The organism is Clostridioides sp. ZZV14-6387 (genome assembly GCF_020657835.1).
Lineage (GTDB): Bacteria > Bacillota > Clostridia > Peptostreptococcales > Peptostreptococcaceae > Clostridioides > Clostridioides difficile_A.
In genome coordinates this window covers 131910-155711 of record NZ_JAGWCW010000005.1, presented here as the reverse complement: position 1 = coordinate 155711, position 23802 = coordinate 131910, and the positions used below count along the sequence as shown (strand labels likewise).

General features: G+C 29.6%; 22 protein-coding genes. 10 read left to right on the top strand and 12 right to left on the bottom strand.

All coding sequences use genetic code 11. The features are described from left to right. Positions 1 to 527 precede the first annotated feature (527 nt). The 4 genes from KGF38_RS05005 to KGF38_RS04990 are packed head-to-tail and all read left to right on the top strand — an operon-like array spanning position 528 to position 4846. Entirely contained in the window at positions 528 to 1940 is a 1413-nt protein-coding gene (locus KGF38_RS05005; protein ID WP_054269191.1) for a DASS family sodium-coupled anion symporter, read from the top strand. 36 nt (positions 1941 to 1976) lie between these two features. Then, positions 1977 to 3116 (top strand): amidohydrolase family protein, encoded by a 1140-nt coding sequence (locus KGF38_RS05000; protein ID WP_054269190.1) that lies wholly within the window; start codon positions 1977 to 1979, stop codon positions 3114 to 3116. Between the two features lie 14 nt (positions 3117 to 3130). Further along, a complete protein-coding gene (locus KGF38_RS04995) occupies positions 3131 to 4114 on the top strand; it encodes a hydroxyacid dehydrogenase (protein WP_167640582.1) in 984 nt (327 codons plus the stop codon). 33 nt (positions 4115 to 4147) lie between these two features. Then, a complete protein-coding gene (locus KGF38_RS04990) occupies positions 4148 to 4846 on the top strand; it encodes an RraA family protein (RefSeq protein WP_054275904.1) in 699 nt (232 codons plus the stop codon). Between the two features lie 130 nt (positions 4847 to 4976). On the opposite strand, the gene KGF38_RS04985 is transcribed toward KGF38_RS04990, so the two are convergent. Both KGF38_RS04985 and KGF38_RS04980 read right to left on the bottom strand, forming a co-directional pair. Beyond that, positions 4977 to 6866, bottom strand: coding sequence for a sigma-54-dependent Fis family transcriptional regulator (locus KGF38_RS04985; protein ID WP_227832247.1), 1890 nt, complete (start codon positions 6864 to 6866; stop codon positions 4977 to 4979). Positions 6867 to 6983: 117 nt separating this feature from the next. After that, complete coding sequence (locus KGF38_RS04980) at positions 6984 to 7364, bottom strand: BlaI/MecI/CopY family transcriptional regulator (RefSeq protein ID WP_227832246.1); 381 nt, start codon at positions 7362 to 7364, stop codon at positions 6984 to 6986. Between the two features lie 341 nt (positions 7365 to 7705). Here KGF38_RS04980 and KGF38_RS04975 point away from each other — a divergent pair, with 341 nt between their 5' ends. The 4 genes from KGF38_RS04975 to KGF38_RS04960 all read left to right on the top strand — a co-directional run bounded on the left by KGF38_RS04975 (position 7706) and on the right by KGF38_RS04960 (position 10384). Further along, positions 7706 to 8284, top strand: a complete 579-nt coding sequence (locus tag KGF38_RS04975; protein ID WP_054269185.1) for a WHG domain-containing protein — start codon at positions 7706 to 7708, stop codon at positions 8282 to 8284. Between the two features lie 72 nt (positions 8285 to 8356). After that, positions 8357 to 9034 carry an isochorismatase family cysteine hydrolase gene (locus tag KGF38_RS04970; RefSeq protein WP_054275901.1) on the top strand — a complete coding sequence of 226 codons (678 nt, stop codon included), beginning with the start codon at positions 8357 to 8359 and terminating at the stop codon, positions 9032 to 9034. 351 nt (positions 9035 to 9385) lie between these two features. Continuing rightward, complete coding sequence (locus tag KGF38_RS04965; RefSeq protein ID WP_054269183.1) at positions 9386 to 9679, top strand: YciI family protein; 294 nt, start codon at positions 9386 to 9388, stop codon at positions 9677 to 9679. Between the two features lie 369 nt (positions 9680 to 10048). Then, positions 10049 to 10384 carry an arsenic resistance protein gene (locus tag KGF38_RS04960; protein WP_074179129.1) on the top strand — a complete coding sequence of 112 codons (336 nt, stop codon included), beginning with the start codon at positions 10049 to 10051 and terminating at the stop codon, positions 10382 to 10384. 275 nt (positions 10385 to 10659) lie between these two features. On the opposite strand, the gene KGF38_RS04955 is transcribed toward KGF38_RS04960, so the two are convergent. The 6 genes from KGF38_RS04955 to KGF38_RS04930 all read right to left on the bottom strand — a co-directional run bounded on the left by KGF38_RS04955 (position 10660) and on the right by KGF38_RS04930 (position 15718). Beyond that, complete coding sequence (locus KGF38_RS04955) at positions 10660 to 11394, bottom strand: MBL fold metallo-hydrolase (RefSeq protein WP_074179128.1); 735 nt, start codon at positions 11392 to 11394, stop codon at positions 10660 to 10662. Positions 11395 to 11809: 415 nt separating this feature from the next. Next, positions 11810 to 12511 (bottom strand): DUF4405 domain-containing protein, encoded by a 702-nt coding sequence (locus KGF38_RS04950; RefSeq protein WP_074179127.1) that lies wholly within the window; start codon positions 12509 to 12511, stop codon positions 11810 to 11812. Between the two features lie 29 nt (positions 12512 to 12540). Then, positions 12541 to 13134 carry a cyclophilin-like fold protein gene (locus KGF38_RS04945; protein ID WP_079770267.1) on the bottom strand — a complete coding sequence of 198 codons (594 nt, stop codon included), beginning with the start codon at positions 13132 to 13134 and terminating at the stop codon, positions 12541 to 12543. Between the two features lie 93 nt (positions 13135 to 13227). After that, positions 13228 to 13770 (bottom strand): flavodoxin family protein, encoded by a 543-nt coding sequence (locus tag KGF38_RS04940; RefSeq protein ID WP_074179126.1) that lies wholly within the window; start codon positions 13768 to 13770, stop codon positions 13228 to 13230. A gap of 35 nt (positions 13771 to 13805) precedes the next feature. Then, on the bottom strand, positions 13806 to 14525 hold the full coding sequence (locus KGF38_RS04935; RefSeq protein WP_054269178.1) for a flavodoxin: 720 nt from the start codon (positions 14523 to 14525) through the stop codon (positions 13806 to 13808). Positions 14526 to 14539: 14 nt separating this feature from the next. Then, on the bottom strand, positions 14540 to 15718 hold the full coding sequence (locus tag KGF38_RS04930) for an iron-containing alcohol dehydrogenase (RefSeq protein ID WP_074179125.1): 1179 nt from the start codon (positions 15716 to 15718) through the stop codon (positions 14540 to 14542). 460 nt (positions 15719 to 16178) lie between these two features. On the opposite strand from KGF38_RS04930, the gene KGF38_RS04925 reads away from it, so the two are divergent. Beyond that, positions 16179 to 16775: a GNAT family N-acetyltransferase gene (locus KGF38_RS04925; protein ID WP_074179124.1), complete on the top strand. Its 597-nt coding sequence runs from the start codon at positions 16179 to 16181 to the stop codon at positions 16773 to 16775. A 3-nt stretch (positions 16776 to 16778) separates the two neighbouring features. Next, complete coding sequence (locus KGF38_RS04920) at positions 16779 to 17291, top strand: adenylate kinase (protein WP_074179123.1); 513 nt, start codon at positions 16779 to 16781, stop codon at positions 17289 to 17291. A 127-nt stretch (positions 17292 to 17418) separates the two neighbouring features. On the opposite strand, the gene KGF38_RS04915 is transcribed toward KGF38_RS04920, so the two are convergent. The 4 genes from KGF38_RS04915 to KGF38_RS04900 form a co-directional block, all read right to left on the bottom strand. Further along, positions 17419 to 18609: a hypothetical protein gene (locus tag KGF38_RS04915; protein ID WP_054275892.1), complete on the bottom strand. Its 1191-nt coding sequence runs from the start codon at positions 18607 to 18609 to the stop codon at positions 17419 to 17421. A 12-nt stretch (positions 18610 to 18621) separates the two neighbouring features. Continuing rightward, the gene (locus KGF38_RS04910) at positions 18622 to 20577 is read right to left on the bottom strand and encodes an alpha/beta hydrolase family protein (protein ID WP_074179122.1); all 1956 of its coding nucleotides are present in this window, start codon (positions 20575 to 20577) and stop codon (positions 18622 to 18624) included. A gap of 146 nt (positions 20578 to 20723) precedes the next feature. Then, positions 20724 to 22754 carry an alpha/beta hydrolase family protein gene (locus tag KGF38_RS04905; protein ID WP_227832245.1) on the bottom strand — a complete coding sequence of 677 codons (2031 nt, stop codon included), beginning with the start codon at positions 22752 to 22754 and terminating at the stop codon, positions 20724 to 20726. Between the two features lie 136 nt (positions 22755 to 22890). Next, positions 22891 to 23541 (bottom strand): GntR family transcriptional regulator, encoded by a 651-nt coding sequence (locus KGF38_RS04900; protein WP_054269171.1) that lies wholly within the window; start codon positions 23539 to 23541, stop codon positions 22891 to 22893. Between the last annotated feature and the right edge of the window lie 261 nt (positions 23542 to 23802).

Below are 23802 nucleotides of genomic sequence, written 5' to 3'. Positions count from 1 at the left end.
CTCAGTATTATTATTTATCAGCCTTCTTTCAACGACTTATGCACCTTATAATCTTTAAAACCACATTTCTAAAGTCCTCTTCCCTATTTATCCAAACTACATTTTCTTATTTATTTCTAAAGATAGTATATAGATATTCTTTTTCTAACTTATATAGTGATACATGTAACTATTTATACAATTATATATATAATAAAATTTAGATTTAATGTTTTCTTTAATTGTCACATATTATTTATGTCTTTGTTTAAAGATATACTTTGTATCGCTTTATTAATAATTGAAATATTACATTTCATTTTAGAACTATTGTATTTCATTTTGAAATGCAACATCGTAAAATAAAGCACTACTACTGATACTATCTAAGAAAAGGTTTTTATAAATTCTTATTGAATCGATTCGATTCTCAATTAAATCGTAATAAATTACACAAAAAAATAAAAAAATAGTATTAATCTGAAAAGTTGGCATATTTTGTGCTTTTATAACTTAGTATAAATCTAAAATAAAATAAGGAGAAAAAAATGAATAAAAAACAGTTGATGAAATTCTTACTTGTTGCAGCTATACCAATAATCGTATGGAGCTTACCTGCACCACAAGGATTAAAAAAAGAAACTTGGGATATTGTTGCTTTATATCTAGGTTTACTAGCAGGTCTTGTTATTAAACCATTTAAAGAACCAATCATCACTTTAATCATTGTAGGTGTAGCACTTATGTTTATGGACGAGTCAATACTACTTCATGGATATTCAGATAAGATGACTTGGTTTTTAGTTGTTGTAACTATTGTTTGTACAGCTTTTGTAAAGACAGGATTAGGAAAACGTATGGCATATAACCTTTTACTAAGAGCAGGAGATTCTACCTTAGGGCTTGGATACCTAATGATGATAAGTGATTTAATACTTAGCCCTGCTACAGGTTCAAATTCATCTAGAACAACTATTATATACCCTATATTTAGAAATATAGCAGAAGGTGCAGGTTCTAAACCTGATGATGAGCCTAAAAAATTAGGTGCATATTTAACAGTATTAACATATGTAGTATCTCAAGGGACAGCAGCATTATTTTTGACAGGTATGGCAACCAATGCGATAACAGTTTCTTTGGCATCAAGTATGTTAGGTGTTAACTTAACTTGGGGAACTTGGTTTATGGCATCAGTCGTACCAGCAGGTTTATTCTTACTAGTAGCACCACTTATAGTATATAAGATATACAAACCAGGTTTAACTCATTTAACAGATATTAAACCACAGATAAGAAAAGATTTGGAATCATTAGGTACTATTACAAAACAAGAAAAGATACTAGTTGTATTCTTTATTCTTGCAATTCTTGGATGGATGTTTGGTGAAAAAATACCTTTTATAAACTTAAATATGCAGGTAGTAGGATTTGTATTCTTAGCATTAGTCCTTATAGCAGGTATTTTAGATTGGGATGATGTTATTGGTGCTAAAGGAGCATGGAATGTATTTATATGGTATGGTGCATTTTATGGTATTGCCGGTTCATTAGCTGATGCAGGGTTTTACAATTGGTTAGCTGATAAATTGGGTACTGTACTTAATCTATCAGATATAAATGGATTATTAGTTACAATAGTTCTATTATTAGTAAGTTTAGCAGTTAGATACTTCTTTGTATCAAATAGTGCTTTTGTAGCATCTTTTTATCCTGTACTATTTGCAATAGTTTTATCTACTAAAGCAAACCCAATGATAGTTACATTATTATTAGCATTCTTTGCAAGTTATGGAGCTTTATTGACTCATTATGGAAATGGAGCTGGTCTTATAGCCTTTGCATCAGGATATGTATCTCAAAAAGACTTCTGGAAAGTAGGTACTATCATGGTAATGGTTGCATTAGCAATATTCTTAGTAATAGGTTTACCTTACTGGAAAATAATTGGATTATGGTAAGTACACATTAAATTTATATATTGGAGATGAATAATTATGCTAGATTTACTTATTGTAAATGGTCATGTAATAGACCCTAAAAACAATGTAAATGGAAATAAAACAATTGCTATATACAATGGAAAAGTAACTGAATATAAACATGGTGATAAAGCAAAACACACAATAGATGCAAGAGGTAAATTTGTTTTTCCTGGGTTGATTGATGCACATGCTCATATGTTTGCAGATGGAACTGAAATTGGCATATATCCAGATAGTACATATCTTCCAACAGGTGTTACTAGTGCAATTGATTGTTCAGCAGGAGTAGCAAATTACCAACTATTTAAATCTTCAATTGTGGCTAGAAGTAAAGTTAATATAAAAAGTTTCTTGCAAGTTTGCTCAGCAGGTTTGGTAACTACTAGCTACCATGAATGTATTGACCCAAAATATTTTAATCATGAAAAAATAGAACGAATATACAATGAAAATAAAGATAATATATTAGGTCTAAAAATAAGATTAAGTGAAAATTTAGTAGAAGGTCTAGGAATAGAACCATTAAAAGAAACTATTAAAATAGCTGAAAAAATAGGATGTCCTGTTGAAGTTCATTGTACAAATTTACCAGTTCCTACAGAAGAAGTATTAAACATATTAAGACCAGGAGATATATTTGAACATGTATATCAAGGCGTTCAAAATACTATCCTCGACTCAAGTGGAAATTTATATGAATGTGTGAAGAAAGCAAGGGAAAGAGGAATCATATTTGATACAGGAGAAGGTCGAAAACATGGGGATTTTGAAGTCATGTTAAAAGCAAAGGAACAAGGGTTTATAGCTGATATTTGTAGCACAGATTTGGTATTGGCAAGCATGTTTAGAAGACCTATATTCTCTCTGCCAAACCTTATGTCTAGATACATATGTATGGGAATAAGTCTATATGATGTTGTAAAAATGACAACACAGAATCCAGCTAAACTTATGAAAATGGAAAATCAGATAGGATGCTTATCAGAAGGTGCAAATGCAGATGTAGCAATATTTGACATCATGAATATTAAACAAATTTATACAGATTGGAAAGGTAGTAAATTCGAGGCAGATAAATTATTAAAAACAGAAATGACCATAAAAGATGGATTTATAGTATATTGTGCCCCAGATTACATATATGAAAATTAATTAGGAGGAAGAAAATGGGTTGGAAAATATTATTACCGCAAGAAATAATGCAAGAAGGAAGAGATTACTTAGAAAGTAGAGGACATGAACTAATAACTGGTTCAGGTATGGATACTAAAGATATAATAAATGATATAAAAGGTATTGATGCAATTATAGTTAGGTTATCTAAAATAACAAGAGAGGTATTTGAAGCTGCTGATAACTTAAAAGTAATAGTACGTCATGGTGCAGGATTTGATACTGTAGACTTGGAAGCTGCAAAAGAATTTGGTGTTCAAGTATTGTATTGTCCAGTAGCAAATAGTACTTCTGTTGCAGAAGTAACACTAATGTATATGTTATATTGCTCTAGAAATTATACAAAAGTAAGAAAAAGCTTTATAGATGACTATTATAAAGCTAAATTAAGAACTCCTAAATGTGAGCTTGATGGAAAAACTGTAGGAATTATTGGATGTGGAAACATAGGTTCAAGAGTTGCTAAGATGTGTATGGATGGATTTAATATGAAAGTGGTTGCATATGACCCATATAAATCATCTAAAGATTTCCCAAAAGGCATAGAAGTAACTAGGGATATAGACAAGATATATAAAGAAAGTGATTTTGTTTCTGTTCACTGTCCAACAACTTCTATTACTAAAAATTTTATAGGAAAAGAACAGTTTAATATGATGAAAGAAACAGCGTTTTTTATAAATTCAGCAAGAGGAAGTGTTGTAGATGAACAAGCCTTATATGAAGCATGTAGAGATAATATTATAGCAGGCGCTGGTTTAGATGTATTACAACAAGAACCAGTTGATTCAAAAAATCCTATATTGTATTTAGATAATGTTGTGGTATCTCCTCATATAGGAGCAGCAACTAAAGAAGCTACTAATAGAGCCTCTTTACACTCTGCAATTGGAGTTAATGAAGTATTTGAAGGTAAAAATCCTACATGGCCAGTAAAATCAATAGATTGGGATAATGCAACTATATACAATGATTAGTAAACAATAAACACTTATTAGGAGGAATTTAAAATGACAATAGGAAATAGAGTATATTTAAAAAGAGACTTACCAGATAAAGAACTTGTAAAAAGATTCAGTGTATTACCAGCAGCAAATGTGGGAGATTGTATGTATAGGTCAAGTGCATTAAGTTCAGAAATAAAGTTAATGTCTTCACCACAAAACAAAATGTGTGGAGTTGCATTAACAGTAAAATCAAGACCAGGAGATAATTTAATGCTTCATCAAGCTCTTAATATAGCTCAAGAGGGAGATATAATAATACTATCTAATAATGGAGATAGAACACAAGCTATTATGGGAGAAATAATGTACAAATATCTTGCAGATTTCAAAAAAGTAGCTGGAATAGTAATAGATGGTCCAATAAGAGATATTGATGTTATATCAAAGTCTAATTGTCCAATATATGCTACAGGAACTACTCCAGGTGGTCCATATAAAGAAGGTCCTGGTGAGGTAAATGTTCCTATATCTATAGGTGGGATTGCTGTTAATCCAGGTGATATAATACTAGGAGACCAAGATGGTGTAATCGTAATTCCTAAAAATGATGCAGTAGACCTTATTGAGAAAGCAGAAGCAAATGCTCAACAAGACCATGCTAAGGTGCTAAATGCTTCTGAAGGAACTGCAAATAGAGACTGGGTAAAAGAAACGTTAGAAAAAAAAGGTGTAGAAATTATAGATGATGTTTACAGAGCATAATAATAAATGACCTCTACTCTATATCTATAAAATATTTATACATATAAATTTTAAAATACGATTAACTATCAATTTAGTTAATCGTATTTTTATTTTATTTAATGAACATTTTACTTAATTATTATTTTATTTAATTAGAAAGCTCATATTTTTTAAGTTTACGCCAAAGAGTAGTAGTACTAATCCCTAGTTGACTTGCAGTGGCAGATTTTACTCCATTATTTTTCTCTAATGTTTCAAGAATTAATTTTTTTTCATAATTTACAATCTTATTATCCACCAAAGTAGGAGAATAATCGGTTGGTGGTGCTGAATTTGTATCCTTTCTAAAATGTGGTTCAGAAATTAATATGTCAGAAACCAAGTATTCATCTATAAAATTATCATCACACATAACGACCAATCTCTCCACTATATTTTTTAACTGTCTTATATTACCAGGAAAATCATATCTACTTAATAGTTTAAGTGCAGAATCAGATATTGAAACTGGTTTATTATATTGAGATATAATAGCATATGTCAGTTGCTCTATATCTTCTTTTCTCTCTCTAAGAGGAGGCAAATCCAATTTCAACACACAAAGCCTGTAAAATAAATCTTCTCTAAAGTTATTGTTGTCAATCTGCTCTACTAAATTTTTATTAGTAGCTGTTATAACCCTTACATTAATAGGTACAACTTTAGTATCACCTATTCTAGTAACTTCTCTCTCCTGCAATACTCTAAGCAGTTTGACTTGTACATCTTTAGAAATCTCTCCTATTTCATCTAAAAATATAGTTCCATTATGTGCTAATTCAAATACACCTGCTTTGCCTTCGTTTCTTGCACCTGTAAAAGCACCTTTTACATACCCAAACAGTTCACTTTCAAGTATGTTCTCAGGTATCGCTGCACAGTTTATAGCCACAAAAGGTCCATCAAATCTATTACTGTAATTATGGATACTTTGAGCAAATATTTCTTTACCAGTACCAGATTCTCCAGTAATTATAATTGTGGAATCAGATTTAGCAAATTTCTTTGCCATGTTTACTGAGTGCATTAATGCATCACTCGAACCTAATATATCATTAAAAGAACTCTTTGCACAATGAGATTTTGAAATCAGACTTTCTCTTATTTCTTTTTCTGTAGATTGAATATTTTCTATGTCTTGTATAATTGCAACACATCCAAAATGTAAATTATCAATTATGATAGGAAAACAGTCAAATGTAAGAGAAGAACCTTTAAAATTAATTATGTTATTGCATAGAGAGTGTCCATTTTTAAGTGAATCTAAAATATCACTAGAGGTTAAATAATCTTTTATAAATTTATCAACTTGGTTAAATAGTAATCTTTTTGCTTGATTATTTATAAAAAGTTGTGAGTGATTTTTATCAATGGCGATTATCCCACTATGAGTACATTCTAAAATTTCCTCTGTAATAGAGTTATTTATTCTCTTTTCAATTCCTATGTTATATAGATGAATTGCTTCATTGATAGATGCATGAATAGAAGATTTTTCTACTTCAGTTTCTATACAAGGTTTATTATATTTAGAAGTGATTTCTTTTGTTGTTTTACCACCTATGAAAATTTCAATACCATCATCAATTAATTCTTTTATTGTATGTTCAAACTCATAAAGAGAATTTAATTTAGGTATTTCTAAATCAAAATTTGAGATTTCTCTGAATCGTTTAGCTGTCTTATATGATGATTCTAGACCTATAAATCCTATTTTTGAGGAATACTTAAGTGCTTTTTTATATGAATAAAATATGTCTTCGTATTTGTATCCAATGTCTACTATGGGTATTGAAACATGTTTACGCAATAAATCAACATTTTGACCACGAGTAATTATTACTTTAGTGCCTGAGTTAATTAGATTATCTGCTAATTCTATGGTTTCTTTACCTGTAGCAATATATGATGGAATTTTTATATGTAATTCTTCAAGCACTTCATATACAGTATCTGAAAATAGATTAGAAGGAGCAATAACTACTATCTCATTTTTCATATTACAAAACCTCCTTTTATTGATTCCTATATAACTGGTTTCTTATTTTATATTAAATTTACACAGTTAAAAAGAGCTTTATAACTGTAAATAAACCATTATAAAACTCTTTTTAGATTATATACAAACTTCTTCCCAGTTTATCACCCAATTTTCCAATGAGTCTATCTTCTCTGCTGTTAACTCCTCTTCATGAAATGACACTAATAAATTATTTATAAAAATATTCTTCAAAAGGCTTTGTACATTTCTTGATATAAATTCAAAGTACGAATTTTCTTTGATTGCAACGGTATAGTATGTACATTTACTCGTTTCTTGTACGTATAAGAATTTTTTCTTTGATAATTTTGATAGAGTTTTTAAAGCTACTTTCTCTGGTAAATTATGCTCTTCTTGCATATAATCAATAACCTCATATGAATTTGTTTTTATATCTAAATTCCAAATAAATTTCATAATAACTAACTCTAATTTTGATAATTTTTTTAAACACATAGTTATCACTCCACTTCCTTATCTATATAATTAGATATTACAGTAATAATTTCACAAAATCAATTACAATAATTATTATATATCGTAAAAATAATAAAAAAATATTTATAAGGTAACAAAGTTCACAATTATTATATTTTTCAACTTAAGTATTATAAAACTTTCAAATTGTAGTATATAAACTATTATCTAAAATACTTGTAATGCTATATTTAATATCTAAATCAAAGATACAATTTAGAATAAATTATATCTTTTACTATGTTTACTTGACAGTGTTTTTTTTAGAGTATAAAATAGTACTTGTTAGATAACAATTACTATTTTAAGGAGTTGAGCTTATGCCACCTAAAATAAAAACAGATAGAGATGCAATCATAAATGCAGGATTTGAAGTAGCCAAAAATGAAGGTGTTACTGTAATCACTGCTCAGAAAGTTGCACTAGTACTAGGTACATCAGTTGCCCCAATTTTTCGAGAATTCCAGACAGTTGAAGATTTGCGTGTTTCTGTAGAGGAAAAAATCCATACATTTCATACTCAATATATCAGTGATTATCCTTCTCAATATATCGGTGATTACTCTTTAGATGATTCTGCTTTTTTAACTTATGGACTTGGATATATTAACTTTGCCAAAGAATACCCAAATTTGTTTGAAGCTATTATGCAACATAGTACTATAAATTATAATTTAAATGAACAAGCATCTAAACAACTTGATTTTGTGGTGAATAGTGCTGCTAGTGAAGGTTCGCTTAGTTTTGAACAGGCAAAAGAATTATTTTATAATATATGGATTTATACTCATGGTATTGCTTGTTTAGTCTACAAAGGAAGTCTAATTCTTACAGTTGAAGAAGAAAAACAACTACTTATTACTGCTTTCAATGCTTTTATTACAAAGTACAAAAAGTAAGAGCACATATCATTAAAAATAAAAGTAATATTATCCAAATATTAAAAATATAAACTAAAAGGAGACTTATTTATGAAAGGTTTCTATACTTTTGTACAACTATGTAGTATTATCATATTTGCTGCATTGTGTTCTTTTACGCCCACTGCCATATCATACTTTCTTCTTATAATTTTGATTATTAGAATGATTGTATTTATACGCCCTACAAAAGGAGAAAAAATACAAGATTTTCAAGAACCTCAAAAGATTTTGTTGGTTATTGATATGCAAGAAGCTATGTGTGGAAAAGATGGAATTTATCCTCAAAAAGAGGAATTTGTAAGTAGTGTAAATAGAATTATCATTGAAGCTAAAGAACAAGGACAAAAAATAGTATATATCTGTCAAGAATTTCATCACTTTGATTTTCTATTTTGCCTTATTTCAATGGGTGGTTGCCTTTTTCAAGGGTCAAAGGGAGCTTCCATTTGTAGTGATTTAAAGGTCGAAAATAATGAAGTGTTTGTTAAACATCAGCAAGATTCCTTTACATCCAAAAGTTTTAGTGAATCTCTAAAAGAAAATAAAGTTGATACAATCTCAATTGTTGGATTAGACTCTTCAGCTTGTGTTTATAAGACAGCATTAGGAGCAATAAACAGAGGGTACCATGTTAATATCATAAAGAATGGTGTTCTTGGTAAAAGTGTAAATTCTACAGAAAAGGCTTTAAAAAAATTATCAACAAAGGGTGTTTCAATTTATTAGCCCAGAAATAGTAAGTTTTAATTAATGGCAATTAGTGAACTAAACTAATTGTCATTAATTCTATAAAATCATAATTAAACTAATTTGTTAACTCAAAATACTAATATAGTATTATATCACATTTCCCAAAGCTTACCTACCTTAGTTGCAAAATGTGTTACACCTAAACATCCAATGGCTTTGACCAATACTTCTTGAATGATTACCTTTTTTATCACATTATACTTTGTTTTATTTTTTAATAAAATTTAACATCATACAATCGTATTACATTAGCTTTATATTTGACTTTGTAACTTAGAAGTGATAGTTTAAATGTATTAAATATACTTTATCTAAGGAGATGTACATATGGTAATAGTAAATATAACATATACAGTTGAACTAAATAAAATTGAAGAAAAACTAGATGCACATATAGAATTTTTAAATAAATATTATGCAAATAATAAATTCATATGCTCTGGAAGAAAAAATCCTAGAATAGGTGGAATAATTTTATGCAATGCTGATAAAGAAGAAGTTAATAAAATTATCCAAGAAGACCCTTTTTATATTAACAAACTTGGTGATTACGAGATTATTGAGTTTGAACCATCAAAGATTAATAATAAATTAATAGTTGAAAAGTTAAAAGATTTATAGATTACATAAATGAGTACATTAATTTAATATTAAAATTAACTACTAAAATGCCCTTATAATTCTAATGAATGATTATATGGGCATTTATTTTGTGCAAAATCCACAATACGTAATTATTTTTTAAATGAGTTTTTAAAAATCAATTATCGTGTTATAATTTAATAATTGATATGAATTTTCAATTAAAATTAATTTTCGAATAAAGGAAGTCTACATGGAAGAAGTAAATAAGTTTCAGAGTTTTATTATTTTAGGAATGGTACTTCTAGGTATCTTAATGGGTCAAATAGAATTCATACAAATATATTCAGAATAACTTCAAAGGCATGTGATTTCCAAGGATATTTTTTAAACATAGCTATAGTTGCAATGTTCGCATCTCAAGGAAAAATACTACTAGAAAATTATCAAATCTTATTTATTTTACTAGTACCAATATTAATATTTTTTATTATAAACTTTATTTTTGTTAGAGTTATAAGTAAAGCAATTAATCTAAGTTATGAGGATAGTGTATCCCTAAATTTAACTACACTTGCTAGAAACCCTCCAATAGCATTAGCTATTGCAGTAGCTACTTTTCCAGATAAACCTTTAATATCATTAGCACTTATAATCGGTCCTTTGATAGAGTTACCTATATTATTTTTAGTTACTAGAATTTTATTAAAAATAAAAGGTATGAACAATGTGATTAGCAACTAACTTCGACTTTAGAGATATGTTTGTAATAAATTTAATATCCTTAGAACTTAAAGATTTAATATCAAAATTAATATCCTTACAACTTAATAACATCTTTAGAACTTAATAACATCTTTAGAACTTAAAAAAATCCTTAGAATTTAAATAAATAGATTCTAAGGATTTTTTTATTACTTATCTTTAATTTTCCTGCTTCACATTCAGGCATTATTTTAAGTAATTTAAGAAATTATTGTAGATTATTTTAAATCACATAATACTATTTGATAATAATACTATTCAATAACTATATTTTTTAATGCCTCAGTTATATTGTTTTGAAACAATCCGCCATGACTAAAAACTACTTCCTCTATATCATAATTACTTATGTTTTTGATAGCATCTTCCAACTCTTGTTTGTTGCTATGCATCACATCAACTTGCTCGAGTTCCCCATCCTTTATCTGTAACAAATCACCAGCAATAAGTACTTTAGATTTCTTTAAATAAAGGCATATATGACCTCTAGTGTGACCACCTGTATGTATGACTTCTACTTCCTCGCCTAAATTTAAAACTTCATGGTCATCCAAAGATACATCTACTTTAGTGTATGATGATTTAAATCCAAGTCCCATAACATTTAACATACTAAGCATCTTATCATCAATATTATTCACCATTTGTTCTAGCATATAAAGTTTATAAGGAGTCTCTTCCCCTGTTATATAGCTAATTTCACTTTTGTATGCGTATACTTTGATATTATTTTCAGACTTTTCTCTTAAGTAATTTATGTTTCCTATATGGTCTATATCATGATGAGTGATTATTATATTTTTTAATTTATCGAAGCTTGTATTACTTTTGTTAAGAGCCTCAATTATCAACTCTCCTTGACCTGGAAGACCAGTATCAACAAGAGTTGCCTCATCTTCTGTATAGATTACAGGAATATACATAACTTTATTTTCTCCCAATACATGTGATGAAACTTTTAAAACATCTAATCCTTTTGTTAAGTTCATAATATTTCTCCTTATAATTACTTAATTAGAGGTCAATTTAATTAAAGAAATTGAAAAAACATAGATTAGCCTCTAGTTATATTTTATTAATAAAAAATTGTTAATACCTAGTATATCACTTAAGTTGAGGGATTACTCGACTTGATTTTTTTGTTATTTTGTGGTATAGTAATTAGTATAGAAGCAAGTAATTACAAGCTTTACAACTACTTTTATTTTTTCTTATTATCCTTTGATTTACTCTAGTATTGATATTATTAAAACTAAAAGCATATTAAAATAATATGAAAAAAGATTACACTACATTATAGATGATTATTTATAAAGAACAGAATATTATTTAATTAATAAAATTTAATTAATAAAAAACATTAGCCATGTGACTAATGTTTTTTTAATTTATATGCATATTGATTCAGTTATGTAATGCTTTAGATTTCTGTTTTAACAAGGCAAATTTTTGAAAATAATTTGAAATACAACTCACAATACACACAATCATCCCCATAATTGACAAATAATCAATAAAAAACAAAATTATTGAGCGTTCTTTATCAAAGAATACAAATTGATTAACAAGAAACATATAATCTATAATGTTTTGCTGTACAAATGCATAAATACCATAAACAACTACCACAGTAGAAATGCTTCTTAAAATACAAACTCTAATTTTTGAATTTTTAATATAAAACATACTATTTACAGTATTTATCATGATTCTCCAGTGAAGACCGAGATGTATTGACATCAGCACAAACCCCCAATAAGAAGCAAGTAAATGTACTATTCTGGCTAATGATATACCATTATGTATTGGCAGAAAAACAAAAACATGATTTGAGAGAATTATTCCACTGAGCATTAAACATACCATACAAACAAGTAATAGAATATTTACTATGAGTAGGATAATTCTAGTACATGAATACCGACCTTTTAGTATATTTTTATACCACCTATAATTTAAAATATTATGTAGAATGAATATAATAAATATCGTTAATCCTAGCCATTCGTGTGTAGATTCTCCAACCAGTTCATATGCCATTATAATTGGTAACATTCCAATCATTCCAACATCAAAAAGGATTTGTAAGGTTCTTTTTGGGGACATATTTAAGCACTCCTTTAAAGTATATAACTTTACATTTTTTCTATAGTAACTCTAACTCCCTTCTCCATATTACTCAACTCTTCTAAACCAGATTCAAAATACCCCATAGGAATCAATCCATTGGCATAAGGTTGGTCTTTGTAATATATTGCTAGATTACCCCAAGGACCATAACATGTAATATCTCCAATATCTGGGTTATAGCCACTAGGTGATTCTTTTTGAGAAAGTTCTGTTGGAGTATAGGCAATTTTTTCTGCACCTGCAAAGTCGTCAAAGGAAACTGTTATTGGAAGCTGAATAATCAAACTTTGTGTGGTTGGATTATTTTCAAGCACAGCAATTGCTTCTTTATCATCAAATGTTAACTTAATACGGATTTCATGTTCATTTATTTTGTCATGGCTATTTACTTTGTCATTAGAATTTACTTTATTAGTAGTATTTATTTTATTAGTGGTATTTATTTTATCAGTTGCATTTATACTTTGATTATTTGGGACTTGAGATACATTTAAATCATCTGCCTTTGTCTTAGCTGATGATGTATTGTTACATGCTGATAAAACAAAGCTACTAGTTAATATAGCCAAAAATATAATCCATTTTCTTATTTTACGCATACAAAATTCTCCTTTTATCGATAAGTAAATCTTATTTGCTAATCAATGAGTTTCATGTTTTTCAACAATTTATTTTCTTATATGTTAGTTTTCTTAAATAGATTTTCCCATTTCGTAAGCTTGTTTCAGTATATCTGTATCATTTTTAATTGCACCAATTTGGTCTAACCCAGTTCTTCTTACTACACCAGCCAATCTTGCTTTTTCAAAACAGTCAATCCATCCCTGCAACCCTTTAAGTGCACCATCCATGGCACTTTCATTAACATCTGCTGCTGTTGCAAGTAAATAAATATCACTAAAAGTATACTCCGCTGGAAAAATTGGATTCGTTCTATCCAAAAGTGTTTTCATTTGTCCAGTCATTTCATAAAAATATATTGGACTAGCAAATACAAGTACATCAGAATTACACATTTTTTTAATGATGTCATTTGCATCATCTTTTAGTACACATTGACACGTTGTTTGGCAAGCAAGACAGCCAATACAAAAATTAATATTTTTATCATACAGAGTAATCTTTTCCACTTCATTACCTTGCTCTCTTACCCCTCTTGCAAATTCATCTGCTAGTTCTTCAGAATTTCCATTTTTTCGTGGACTAGTAGATATTATACAAACATTTTTTCCCATACTTTTATTCCCCTTTTCGATTAATTATTATATATTTATTTTGTTAATCCAAGATTAGACAACCATGTGTTTATCTCATCTTCTGTACCATCTGGAAGTGTTTGACTAATAGCTAGACCATCTTTAATTGTCGCTTGAGGCTGTTCTTTTCTAATATTCTCAATACTGTTTGAAAATCCACTACCACCACTAGTACAAAATGGTATGATAATTTTATTTGAGAAATCATATTCTTCTAAAAAACTGTACACTGCCATTGGCATGTCACCCCACCAATTAGGATATCCAAGGAAAATTATGTCATAAGAGTCTATATCACTTCTATTATTTAAAAGTACTGGACGAATGTTATCATTTCGTTCATCACGACCTTGATTTTCAATAACACTATAATCAGATGGATATTTATTTTCCATTTCTATAAGAGATATATCACCACCAGTTTTACTTTGAATCATCTTTGCAACAATTTCAGTATTTCCTTCAATTACATTGTTTCTAATATTTACACTTGCAGAGGATACAGCTTCTGTTTCATTTGGAGTATCTGAATTACCAATACGAGAAAAATAAGCAACTAAGATACGTGCATCTTCTATTTTAATTGTTTCATTATCAGATTTTAACGATTCACTCGTTTCAGGTGTTTTACTTTGAGTAGATTCTGATTCTTGTTGTTTTTCACATGCAACAAGAAAAAATATCAATGTAGAACAAAGAACCACACCTATTAGCTTTTTGTAATAATTTATCATTTGTATATCACTCCTTAATGGTATGCTTTTTCAAAAACTTCAACACATTCTTCATGACTCATTTCACAAGGGTTTGCAAGGAATAGACCACCCATAGTATCACGAGCATTTTTTGCTAATACATCAAGTTCTTCGTAAACAATCCCATAGTCACTCATCTTCAAGCTATCAACTCCACATGCTTTTTGTAAGTTTACTAGTGCTGTGATGAAATCTTCTGGCTTTGAGGCATTCTCCATACCCATAGCCTGCGCCATTCGTATAAATCTTTCATCACAAGCATGTTTGTCAATAAAAAATTCATAAAATGCTTTTGATATCATAATTAGACCTGCTCCATGAGGAAGATTCTGATGATATGCACTCATAGCATGTTCCATTGAATGTTTGGCTGTAGTGCTAGTGATTACCATTGCTTGACCAGATAATGTATTAGCAAAAGCAACATGTTCTCTTGCTTTCATATCTTTTCCATTTTTCACTGCACGAACAAGATAATTTGCAATATTTTCGATAGCAGTTAAAGCAATCATATCACTCATAGGATTTGCAAATTTACTAATATATACTTCTGTTGAATGAAATAGAGCATCAAAACCTTGGTATGCAGTGTACTCTGAAGGCACAGTTACCATAAGCTCAGGGTCTACAATCGCTAATACAGGAAAAAGTCTATCATCTCCACCAAATCCCATCTTCTCATTTGTTTTATCATTGGTAATAACGCCCCATTGGTCAACTTCTGAACCAGTTCCAGCAGTAGTAGTAATACATACAATTGGAAGAGGATTTTTTGCAATCATTTTTTCTCCACCTGTGCCACCAAACATATAATCCCATATATCTCCATCATTTGTGGCCATTGCAGCCATTGCTTTTGAGGCATCCATTACACTACCACCACCTAGAGCAACTATAAAATCACATTTATTGTCACGTGCTACTTTAGCCCCCTCCATGATAGTAGATTTAATGGGATTTGCCTGTACTTTGTCAAACATTACAAATTCTACTCCAGCAATTTTAAGCTGTTCTTGTGTTCGATTAAGAGCTCCACTAGTATGCGTAGATTTTCCATTTGATATGACAAGCAATGCTTTTTTCCCTGGTAACCCCTCACTATGGAGTTGATTTAGTTGCCCACATCCAAACTTTACACGTGTTGGTATAAAAAAATTAAAGTTAGTATTCATTTTATTCACCTTTCCTTTTTGTATTTTAATTTTTATTTTCGGTGTTAAAAATCAAGTAACAAAGTTTTTGATTTTTATTAATTTTACTAAGAAACACATACCTATAATTTAAGGAGCATATACACATAATTTGATAATATGATGTACTCACTTTAAATTTTAGATAATAAAACTATATTGATTTTGTTTATCAATTATAGTATCATCCCTTTAAACTACATTATAGAATCTGACTATTTAAATATCAAATACCTATATTAAATCTGTTGTTATGCTTTATAAGCATAGTTTTTATTTCTATTTAATTATCACTCACTTTACAACCCTTTCACTTTTGATGAATCATGACATAAAAGTAACCTAATCAAAGTAGAAAAAATGACTAGAATATGAAACCATAGTATAATCTATTACAAGAAGTTAGCTGATAAATTTTGACTTTGAAAGGAGAATAAGGAATATGATATTTAAAAATACTCCTGAACTAAAAACAGAAAGACTCATATTAAGAAGGTTTACTGAGAATGACATAGGAGCTTTGTTCACAATTTACAGTGATAAAGATGTAAATACTTATTTGCCATGGTTTCCCCTTGAATCACTGGAAGAAACAAAGGTGTTTTTTGAAAAAAAGTATGTAGAAGCATATAAAAACTCTCATGGATATAACTATGCCATTTGCTTAAAAAACGACAATATCCCAATAGGTTATGTCAATGTAAGTATGGATGATAATCACGATTTTGGTTATGGACTGTGTAAAGAATTTTGGCACAAAGGTATTGTGACTGAAGCAAGTAAAGCAGTTGTCGAACAGTTAAAAAGAGATAGTATACCTTATATTACTGCCACACATGATATTAAAAATCCACGTAGTGGTAATGTAATGAAACAATTAGGTATGAGCTATCAATATTCTTATGAAGAACAATGGCAACCAAAAGATATATTAGTTACATTTAGAATGTATCAACTAAATCTTGATGGTAGGAATGATAGAGTATATAAAAAATACTGGGATAATTCAACAGTTCACTTTATTGAAAGAGGTGTTTAAATTATGATTATTTTAATTGCAGGTGCTTCTCATACTGGAAAAACTTTATTTGCACAGAAAATATTAGAAAAATACAAATATACATATTTATCTATTGACCTGTTAAAAATGGGACTTATACGAAGTGGAAACACTAAGTTAACACCAGAAGATGATGAAGAACTTGTACCCTATCTATGGTCTATCGTTAAAGAAATTATAAAAACAGCTATTGAAAATAATCAGAACCTTGTAGTTGAGGGATGCTATATTCCATTTGATTGGCAAAAAGATTTTGATAGTAAATATATAAAAGAAATTCAGTATTATTGCCTTGTTATGACTAAAGATTATATAGAAAGGTATTTTTCAGATATTAAAAAATATGCAAATGCTATTGAAAGTCGATTGGATGATTCATTCTGCACAATGGAATCCACTATTGAAGAAAATACTAAAAATCTACAAATGTGTAAAAAGTATGACTGTAATTATATCTTAATAGAAGATGAATATACTGTAGATATTAGTTTTTAAGATTATATTTTTGTTAATTTTAAAATATAACGAGATGAAAAAGGAAAAGCGGTATAACATAAAGTAGATGTTATACCACAAAACCTTAAAAAGAGATATTCTTATTATTACATTATTACAAACCCCTCTACAACATAGGTACCATAATACCAGCTACTACAATCGAAATCATACAAGCCATACCACCAACTACTAATTTAGGCATTATTTTAGACATCAAATATGCTTTTTCTTCTTCCGTTTCTCCAATAGCATTACACACTTCATTTGAAATCAAATATGTAGTTGGAAATCCCAACATTTGACAGAACCCTACTCCAAAAGCAAGAGGCTTAGAACCAATAATTTTCCAACCTGGAAGTACCTTCATCACAAGGAATATACCAATAATAGAAACTGCGAACATACCTACAATTGGTACAAACAGACTAATTAAATCTCCCAAAGAAACTTTTGCTAAAGAAGGAATAACAGCTGCAAATACAACCATATTGATAAAACCTTTAATTTTCCCTTTTTCTAAAATATCTTTTGGTACAATACCAATACGAGTTACAAGAACACCAACTATAAGACATACAATAGAATAATTCACATGGATAAGCTCTGAAAGCTCATATCCCAAATAAGAAAATATAGCTATGAAAAATATACAAACATTTGTAGAATAATATTTATCATACTTCTCACAGAATACTTGCTTTACTTTTTCCCCTGTACTTTCTGCTTCTTTCTTATCATTATCGACATTGGCTAAATCAATCCCCTTTGCCTTTGCTTCATGATACTCTACTAAAAGACGATTTGCTTCTTGTAGTGCAGCTCTAGAGGCAATTGGTGTCCCAACAAACTTCTGGATTGCAAATACAACTGTTGCTGTAGCTGCTGCAAGTGTCAATCCTTTTTCTAATGCTGCTTGTGTCATGATAGTAGTGGCAGGTAATGCCCCATTTATAACTGGTATACTTGTCAACACTGTTGCTTTTCCAAACAAAGGAATACAAAGTGAAACACAAACTATAACTGCCACAATCCCAAGCCATGCTGTCAACACAGTTCTCCATTCATCTATAAACTGTCTAACATTCAACATTGTTCCCATACTAAACATAATCATTGGAACACTCCAACTTGCAGCTGCTGTCATACCTGCTCTTTCAATAATATCCCCTGGTATTACCTTTGTAACAAACAGAATCAAAAATAAAAGTAATGTCACAAATACAGCTGAAACTTTTGCTTTTGTTTTACTTGCAATCAAATCCCCAATAGCAAATAAGATTAATACAACACTAAACCATAATAACATATCACTCATAGAATAACCCCCTTATAAATATCTTTCAAACCAATCTACAATGGCATTGGCACGTACAACTCTATTAGATGGTCTTCCGTTTCTAGACAATCCATGTGTATCCCCGTGGAATAAATACATTTCCGTATCTACACCAATCTGTTTTAATGCTGTAAACATCTGGAAGGTATCTCCCATAAAACATCTATAATCCCTATCACTATGTAAGAATAAAGTTGGTGTCTTTACATTTTTTACATACTTAATAGGTGAATGGTTCCAAAGAACTTCTTCATGATTCCAAGGTGTCTTATCTCCACAAGTTTGCTTCATAATTCTATCCCCAAAGTCGATAATTAGGGAAGCTGTAATCAAGTTACTAATACCTCTTTGAGAAGCAACTGCCTTGAAACGGTCTGTATGACCAATTATCCAGTTTGTCATATAACCACCATAACTTCCACCTGCAACACCTAAACGGTCTGCATCAATCCCAGGGTATCTCTCAATACAAGTATCTACAAATTCCATAAGATGGTCATAATCAACATATCCCCATCTTTCTACCATTTCCAAAAACTCTTCACCATAACCGTCACCACCATGAGGATTACAATAAATAACATACATTCCTTTTGCAGCTACACACTGCTTTAAGTGTGTAAACATGTAACCATATGCCCACTTAGGTCCACCATGAATGAACAATACAGCAGGATATTTTTCACCTTCTTTTGCATCTATTGGTGGTATAACAAAACCATCAACTTCTTCTTTATTTTTTGCTACAAATGTTAATTTCTCAGGTAGTGAAACCTTATGACTATCCAAATATGGCTTAGAAAAAGAAGTCATTTTTTTCATTGCACCAGTAGCCATATCAATGCTATATATTTCTGCCAACTCATAATCTTTCAGCATGATTGTGTACATAGTGTTGTCATAAATATCAAAAGATGTAAAAGCATCCACTTTTGTGATGATACGTATATTACCTGTTTTTGTATCAAACTCATCAAACTCTGTCATAGTTCTGCAAATTCTTGCTCCAATAAACTTATCTCCTACGACTTTATTACTACGTCCACCACCATATACTGCATCTACATCCAGTAATGTAGCATACATCCCATCTGGGCTGGCAATCATATTTATTTCGCCAGTATTCAAGTCAAGCATGAAAATATCATGATTTTGTGTAATAGAACGGTCTAATATAGATGCTTGTAACATTACTCTATCTTCACCAATATATTTAACTAAGCTGATTTGATATTTTCCTTGTGGTATGAGTTCTCTTGTTTCACCACTATCTACATGGTACTCCCAAAGACCAGAGAAAGGTGTTGCACAATCTTCATAAATCTGACCTGAATATAAAATTCTTTTTTTATCAGGAGAAACATCTACACCTGCTACCTCACAATACTTTGGTGTAATAGCTTTTGTTTCTTTTTTTCCTTCTTGATACAATTCTAATGTTAAACGTCTTCTTTGAGAGAAGTTTTCCCCATCTCTTATAAAAGGTTTATCTGTAAATGTCCAGTAATCTACTCCTTCTACTGCTCTGTCTAGTTCTGCTTTTTTTATATCTGTTGGATTTTTTGTTGTAAATAACCATAATTTATTTCCAAGTGATATGGGTATGCTACAAGTTTTTGGAATAGAAAATGCTTTCTTTGCTTCTCCCCCTTTTATAGAAATAGTATAAAAATCTGTTGTACCTGCTTTTGCTTTATCTCTTTTAGATGTAAAAAGAAGCTCTGTATCAGAAATCCAGCTAAATGATGTTACATCTTTTGTTTGTGTCATATGTATTTGTTTTTCTGTTTTAACATCCATAGCATATAGGTCATGTTCATAGCAATCTTTTTCCTCATTGATATTTGATATAATATAAGCAATATGACTTCCATCAGGTGAACAAGAAATATCATGTGGGAATATATATTCAAAAATATCTGAACTTTCAATCTTTAGTTTTTCCATTTTTCTATTCTCCTTTCTTTATTGTCTTTCTTTCTGTATCATTTTCTTTTTTTCTTTGCTATTCTCTTTATCTAGAAGCACTTTTTAATTTATATTATTGTTTTTCCTTAATACTCATTTTTGTCTTTCATTAATGCATATTACTTTTATTCTTTTATGTACATTGAAAACCAATCCATCATTTCAACTAGTCTTTGTAGCTTTTGTTTTGGTCTACCTGAACGAGATAACTCGTGATTTTCTCCTTCAAAGAGACAAAGTTTTGTAGGACATCCATGAATTTTTAGTGCAGAAAACATTTGGAATGCTTCTTGCATATAACATCTATAATCTTTTTCACCATGTAAAAATAAAGTTGGTGTAACACACTTATCAGCATAAGCGAGAGGAGATTGTTTCCATTGCAATTCGTGGTCTTCCATATGAGAAGCACCTGTTTGTCCTTTGCAGAAATAGTAACCAATGTCTGTTGTACCTTCCATACCACTCCAGTTTGCAATAGAACGCTGAGCACAAGCAGCAGCAAAGCGGTTTGTATGACCAATTATCCAATTTGTCATAAATCCACCATAGCTTCCACCTTCCACAGCTAATTTTGTTTCATCAATATCTGTGTATTTTTCAAGCACTGTATCTGTAAATTCCATAAAATCTATATAATCAATATCCCCAAATTGTTTTCTAATATCTGCAAAATCATTGCCTCTACCTTCAGACCCCCTTGGGTTACAGAAGAAAACAAAGTAACCTTGACTTGCAAATACTTGCATCTCATGCATAAAATATGGTCCATATGTTAATCTTGGCCCACCATGAATCGCCAATATAGCTGGATATTTTTTCCCTACTTCATAATCTACTGGTTTATATACATATCCTTGTATCGCCCAGTTAGAACTTCCTTTTGATTCGATATATTCTGGTACAGAAATTTTATATTCCTCTAAAATATGGTCATTTAAATGTGTTTTCTTACACAATGCTCCATTTTCTACTGTATAAACTTCAGGTAAACTGTTTTCTGAACAACCTATACATACAATGTTTCCATCTTTTACGTCTATAAATTCAACTGAACCTGTTTGTGTAACTCTTTCCTGTTTTCCTGTTGGAATATGTATTCTTTCAATAATGCAATCCATATTTACTGTAGAAGTATAATAAATATATTCACCATCTACCTTGCTTGTCTGACCAGCACCCATTTTAACATCAGATGTTACTGTGTTTCCAATACAATGATGCTGATGTTTTGAAAGTAACTTCATTTCTTTTGTATCAATATCTACTGTATAAAAATCTCCATTTTCTCCATTTCCATAAGATAAAGCATCAGTCAAATTTAGTACTGCTTGATTTTTGTATAATTCAAAACCTTTTACAATATACTTATCTTTTTCTAAGATACAAACATTCTCATCAGTATTTGTATCAAATACATAAACACCATTCTTTAAACCTTTTACATCTTCAAATTCTTGACCCACATATAAGATTTTGCCATCATTTATTTTTATACCTACAACATTAAACATAGGTGCTGTGATTGGTTTCAAATCTTTAGTGTTACTGTCATATATGTATAGACGCTTTCTTTTTCTACTAATATATCCTTCACCATTAACAGCATAAGGAATTTCTTTGAAGTGCTCATAGTGTCTATTGTTATAAGCATTTATTTTTTTCTGCTTCTCTTCTTCTGACAATCCTTCTACAACAGGTCTATCATTATCATAAGAGTCAATAACTGCGTACAAACCTTTTCCTATAGGGTTTAATTTACCACTTTTAATGGGTAAGGTAAAAAGTTCCTTTGCTTCTCCACCATGTAAAGATAAAGCATAATAACTCATACATTGCTTACCATTTTTGATAGCTTCTTTTACTTTTTCATTTCTCAAAGCAGGAAATAAAATAGTATTTTCATCTTCCCAAGCATATGCTCCTACAGAGTTTATAGATGTTAATTGTTTTAGTTCACCACTCTTATTGTCTAATACATAGATTTGGCTTGTGTAATTATTCTCTTTGATATCTGCTTTTTTTACAACGAATGCTGTATATCCTCCATCTGGCGATAACTGGCAATCACTCACAAATTGATATTCCAAAAATGTTTCATTTGTAAATAGCTTCTTCATAGTCTTTTCTATCCTTTCTGTAATAATTTTATTCAAACTCTCTACCACCTCTTTCATTTTTTATTTTAAATTTAAAATAAAAAATTTTAAATTTAAAATAAAAAATTTTATAAAGGCTATTTTTTTAGGAAGCCTTATGGCTTCCTGTAATATATAGAAATCTCTAAGTACATTATTCATCTTCACAAAAGCGTTTAATAGTTCCTTGAATATGACTTCTTAATTTCTCCACTGCTTTTTTTGTATCTCTGCTTTCAATAAACTTCAATATTTCAAAATGGTCTTGCACTGTTCCCTCATAATTACGATTTTTTAATGGTCGTATCAGATAATTAACTACTACAAATCTTCCTTGTATACCAACATATACATCATTTAAAATCTCATTATTAGCACCTTCAACAATAGCCTTATGTAATTTTAAATCTGTCAATGCAAGTTCTACAGATTTTTCTTGTTTATAGAACTCTTCACATTTAGCCGAATATCTTTTTATCACTTCTAGCTTTTGTTGAAATACTTCTTCTTCCTCTTGCATCATTTTTTCTAAGGCATATGTTTCAATCAGTGTTCTTGTTTCACAAACTTGCTTTACCATATCGTATTCATACTCTGGTACATACACTTTTCCATTTGTCATAATAGTAAGCACACCATCTTTATTTAACATTTTCACTGCTTGTACTACTGGTGTTCTGCTTACTTCAAATTTTTCACAAAGGTCATTTAGTAAGATTTTTTGACCTACAGAGTATTCACCACGAATAAGACTTTCAATAATCTTATGATATAAAATTTCATCTAAATTTGATTTTACTTTCACTACTATCACCTTATTTCTATTCTTTTGCCATATTATAATAAAAACATAATTTCTAAAATAGTATTAGACAAATTAGACTATAAAAGCTTATTATGTCTTAATAATTGGAATAATATGTTACAAAAAGTATAGCATCTTTTTATTCTTTCCGCAATAAATAAAAAATAAAAAATTTTAAATTTAAAATTTTTTATTTTTCTATTTTTAATTTAGATTTTTAATATGTTTATATTATCATTAATATATTTTAAATTTTATACT

What these genes read in the sequence shown, in the direction of transcription:
- KGF38_RS05005 (WP_054269191.1), top strand. Translation starts at nt 528, where the DNA reads ATGAATAAAAAACAGTTGATGAAATTCTTACTTGTTGCAGCTATACCA.
- KGF38_RS05000 (WP_054269190.1), top strand. Translation starts at nt 1,977, where the DNA reads ATGCTAGATTTACTTATTGTAAATGGTCATGTAATAGACCCTAAAAAC.
- KGF38_RS04995 (WP_167640582.1), top strand. Translation starts at nt 3,131, where the DNA reads ATGGGTTGGAAAATATTATTACCGCAAGAAATAATGCAAGAAGGAAGA.
- KGF38_RS04990 (WP_054275904.1), top strand. Translation starts at nt 4,148, where the DNA reads ATGACAATAGGAAATAGAGTATATTTAAAAAGAGACTTACCAGATAAA.
- KGF38_RS04985 (WP_227832247.1), bottom strand. Translation starts at nt 6,866, where the DNA reads ATGAAAAATGAGATAGTAGTTATTGCTCCTTCTAATCTATTTTCAGAT.
- KGF38_RS04980 (WP_227832246.1), bottom strand. Translation starts at nt 7,364, where the DNA reads ATGTGTTTAAAAAAATTATCAAAATTAGAGTTAGTTATTATGAAATTT.
- KGF38_RS04975 (WP_054269185.1), top strand. Translation starts at nt 7,706, where the DNA reads ATGCCACCTAAAATAAAAACAGATAGAGATGCAATCATAAATGCAGGA.
- KGF38_RS04970 (WP_054275901.1), top strand. Translation starts at nt 8,357, where the DNA reads ATGAAAGGTTTCTATACTTTTGTACAACTATGTAGTATTATCATATTT.
- KGF38_RS04965 (WP_054269183.1), top strand. Translation starts at nt 9,386, where the DNA reads ATGGTAATAGTAAATATAACATATACAGTTGAACTAAATAAAATTGAA.
- KGF38_RS04960 (WP_074179129.1), top strand. Translation starts at nt 10,049, where the DNA reads ATGTTCGCATCTCAAGGAAAAATACTACTAGAAAATTATCAAATCTTA.
- KGF38_RS04955 (WP_074179128.1), bottom strand. Translation starts at nt 11,394, where the DNA reads ATGAACTTAACAAAAGGATTAGATGTTTTAAAAGTTTCATCACATGTA.
- KGF38_RS04950 (WP_074179127.1), bottom strand. Translation starts at nt 12,511, where the DNA reads ATGTCCCCAAAAAGAACCTTACAAATCCTTTTTGATGTTGGAATGATT.
- KGF38_RS04945 (WP_079770267.1), bottom strand. Translation starts at nt 13,134, where the DNA reads ATGCGTAAAATAAGAAAATGGATTATATTTTTGGCTATATTAACTAGT.
- KGF38_RS04940 (WP_074179126.1), bottom strand. Translation starts at nt 13,770, where the DNA reads ATGGGAAAAAATGTTTGTATAATATCTACTAGTCCACGAAAAAATGGA.
- KGF38_RS04935 (WP_054269178.1), bottom strand. Translation starts at nt 14,525, where the DNA reads ATGATAAATTATTACAAAAAGCTAATAGGTGTGGTTCTTTGTTCTACA.
- KGF38_RS04930 (WP_074179125.1), bottom strand. Translation starts at nt 15,718, where the DNA reads ATGAATACTAACTTTAATTTTTTTATACCAACACGTGTAAAGTTTGGA.
- KGF38_RS04925 (WP_074179124.1), top strand. Translation starts at nt 16,179, where the DNA reads ATGATATTTAAAAATACTCCTGAACTAAAAACAGAAAGACTCATATTA.
- KGF38_RS04920 (WP_074179123.1), top strand. Translation starts at nt 16,779, where the DNA reads ATGATTATTTTAATTGCAGGTGCTTCTCATACTGGAAAAACTTTATTT.
- KGF38_RS04915 (WP_054275892.1), bottom strand. Translation starts at nt 18,609, where the DNA reads ATGAGTGATATGTTATTATGGTTTAGTGTTGTATTAATCTTATTTGCT.
- KGF38_RS04910 (WP_074179122.1), bottom strand. Translation starts at nt 20,577, where the DNA reads ATGGAAAAACTAAAGATTGAAAGTTCAGATATTTTTGAATATATATTC.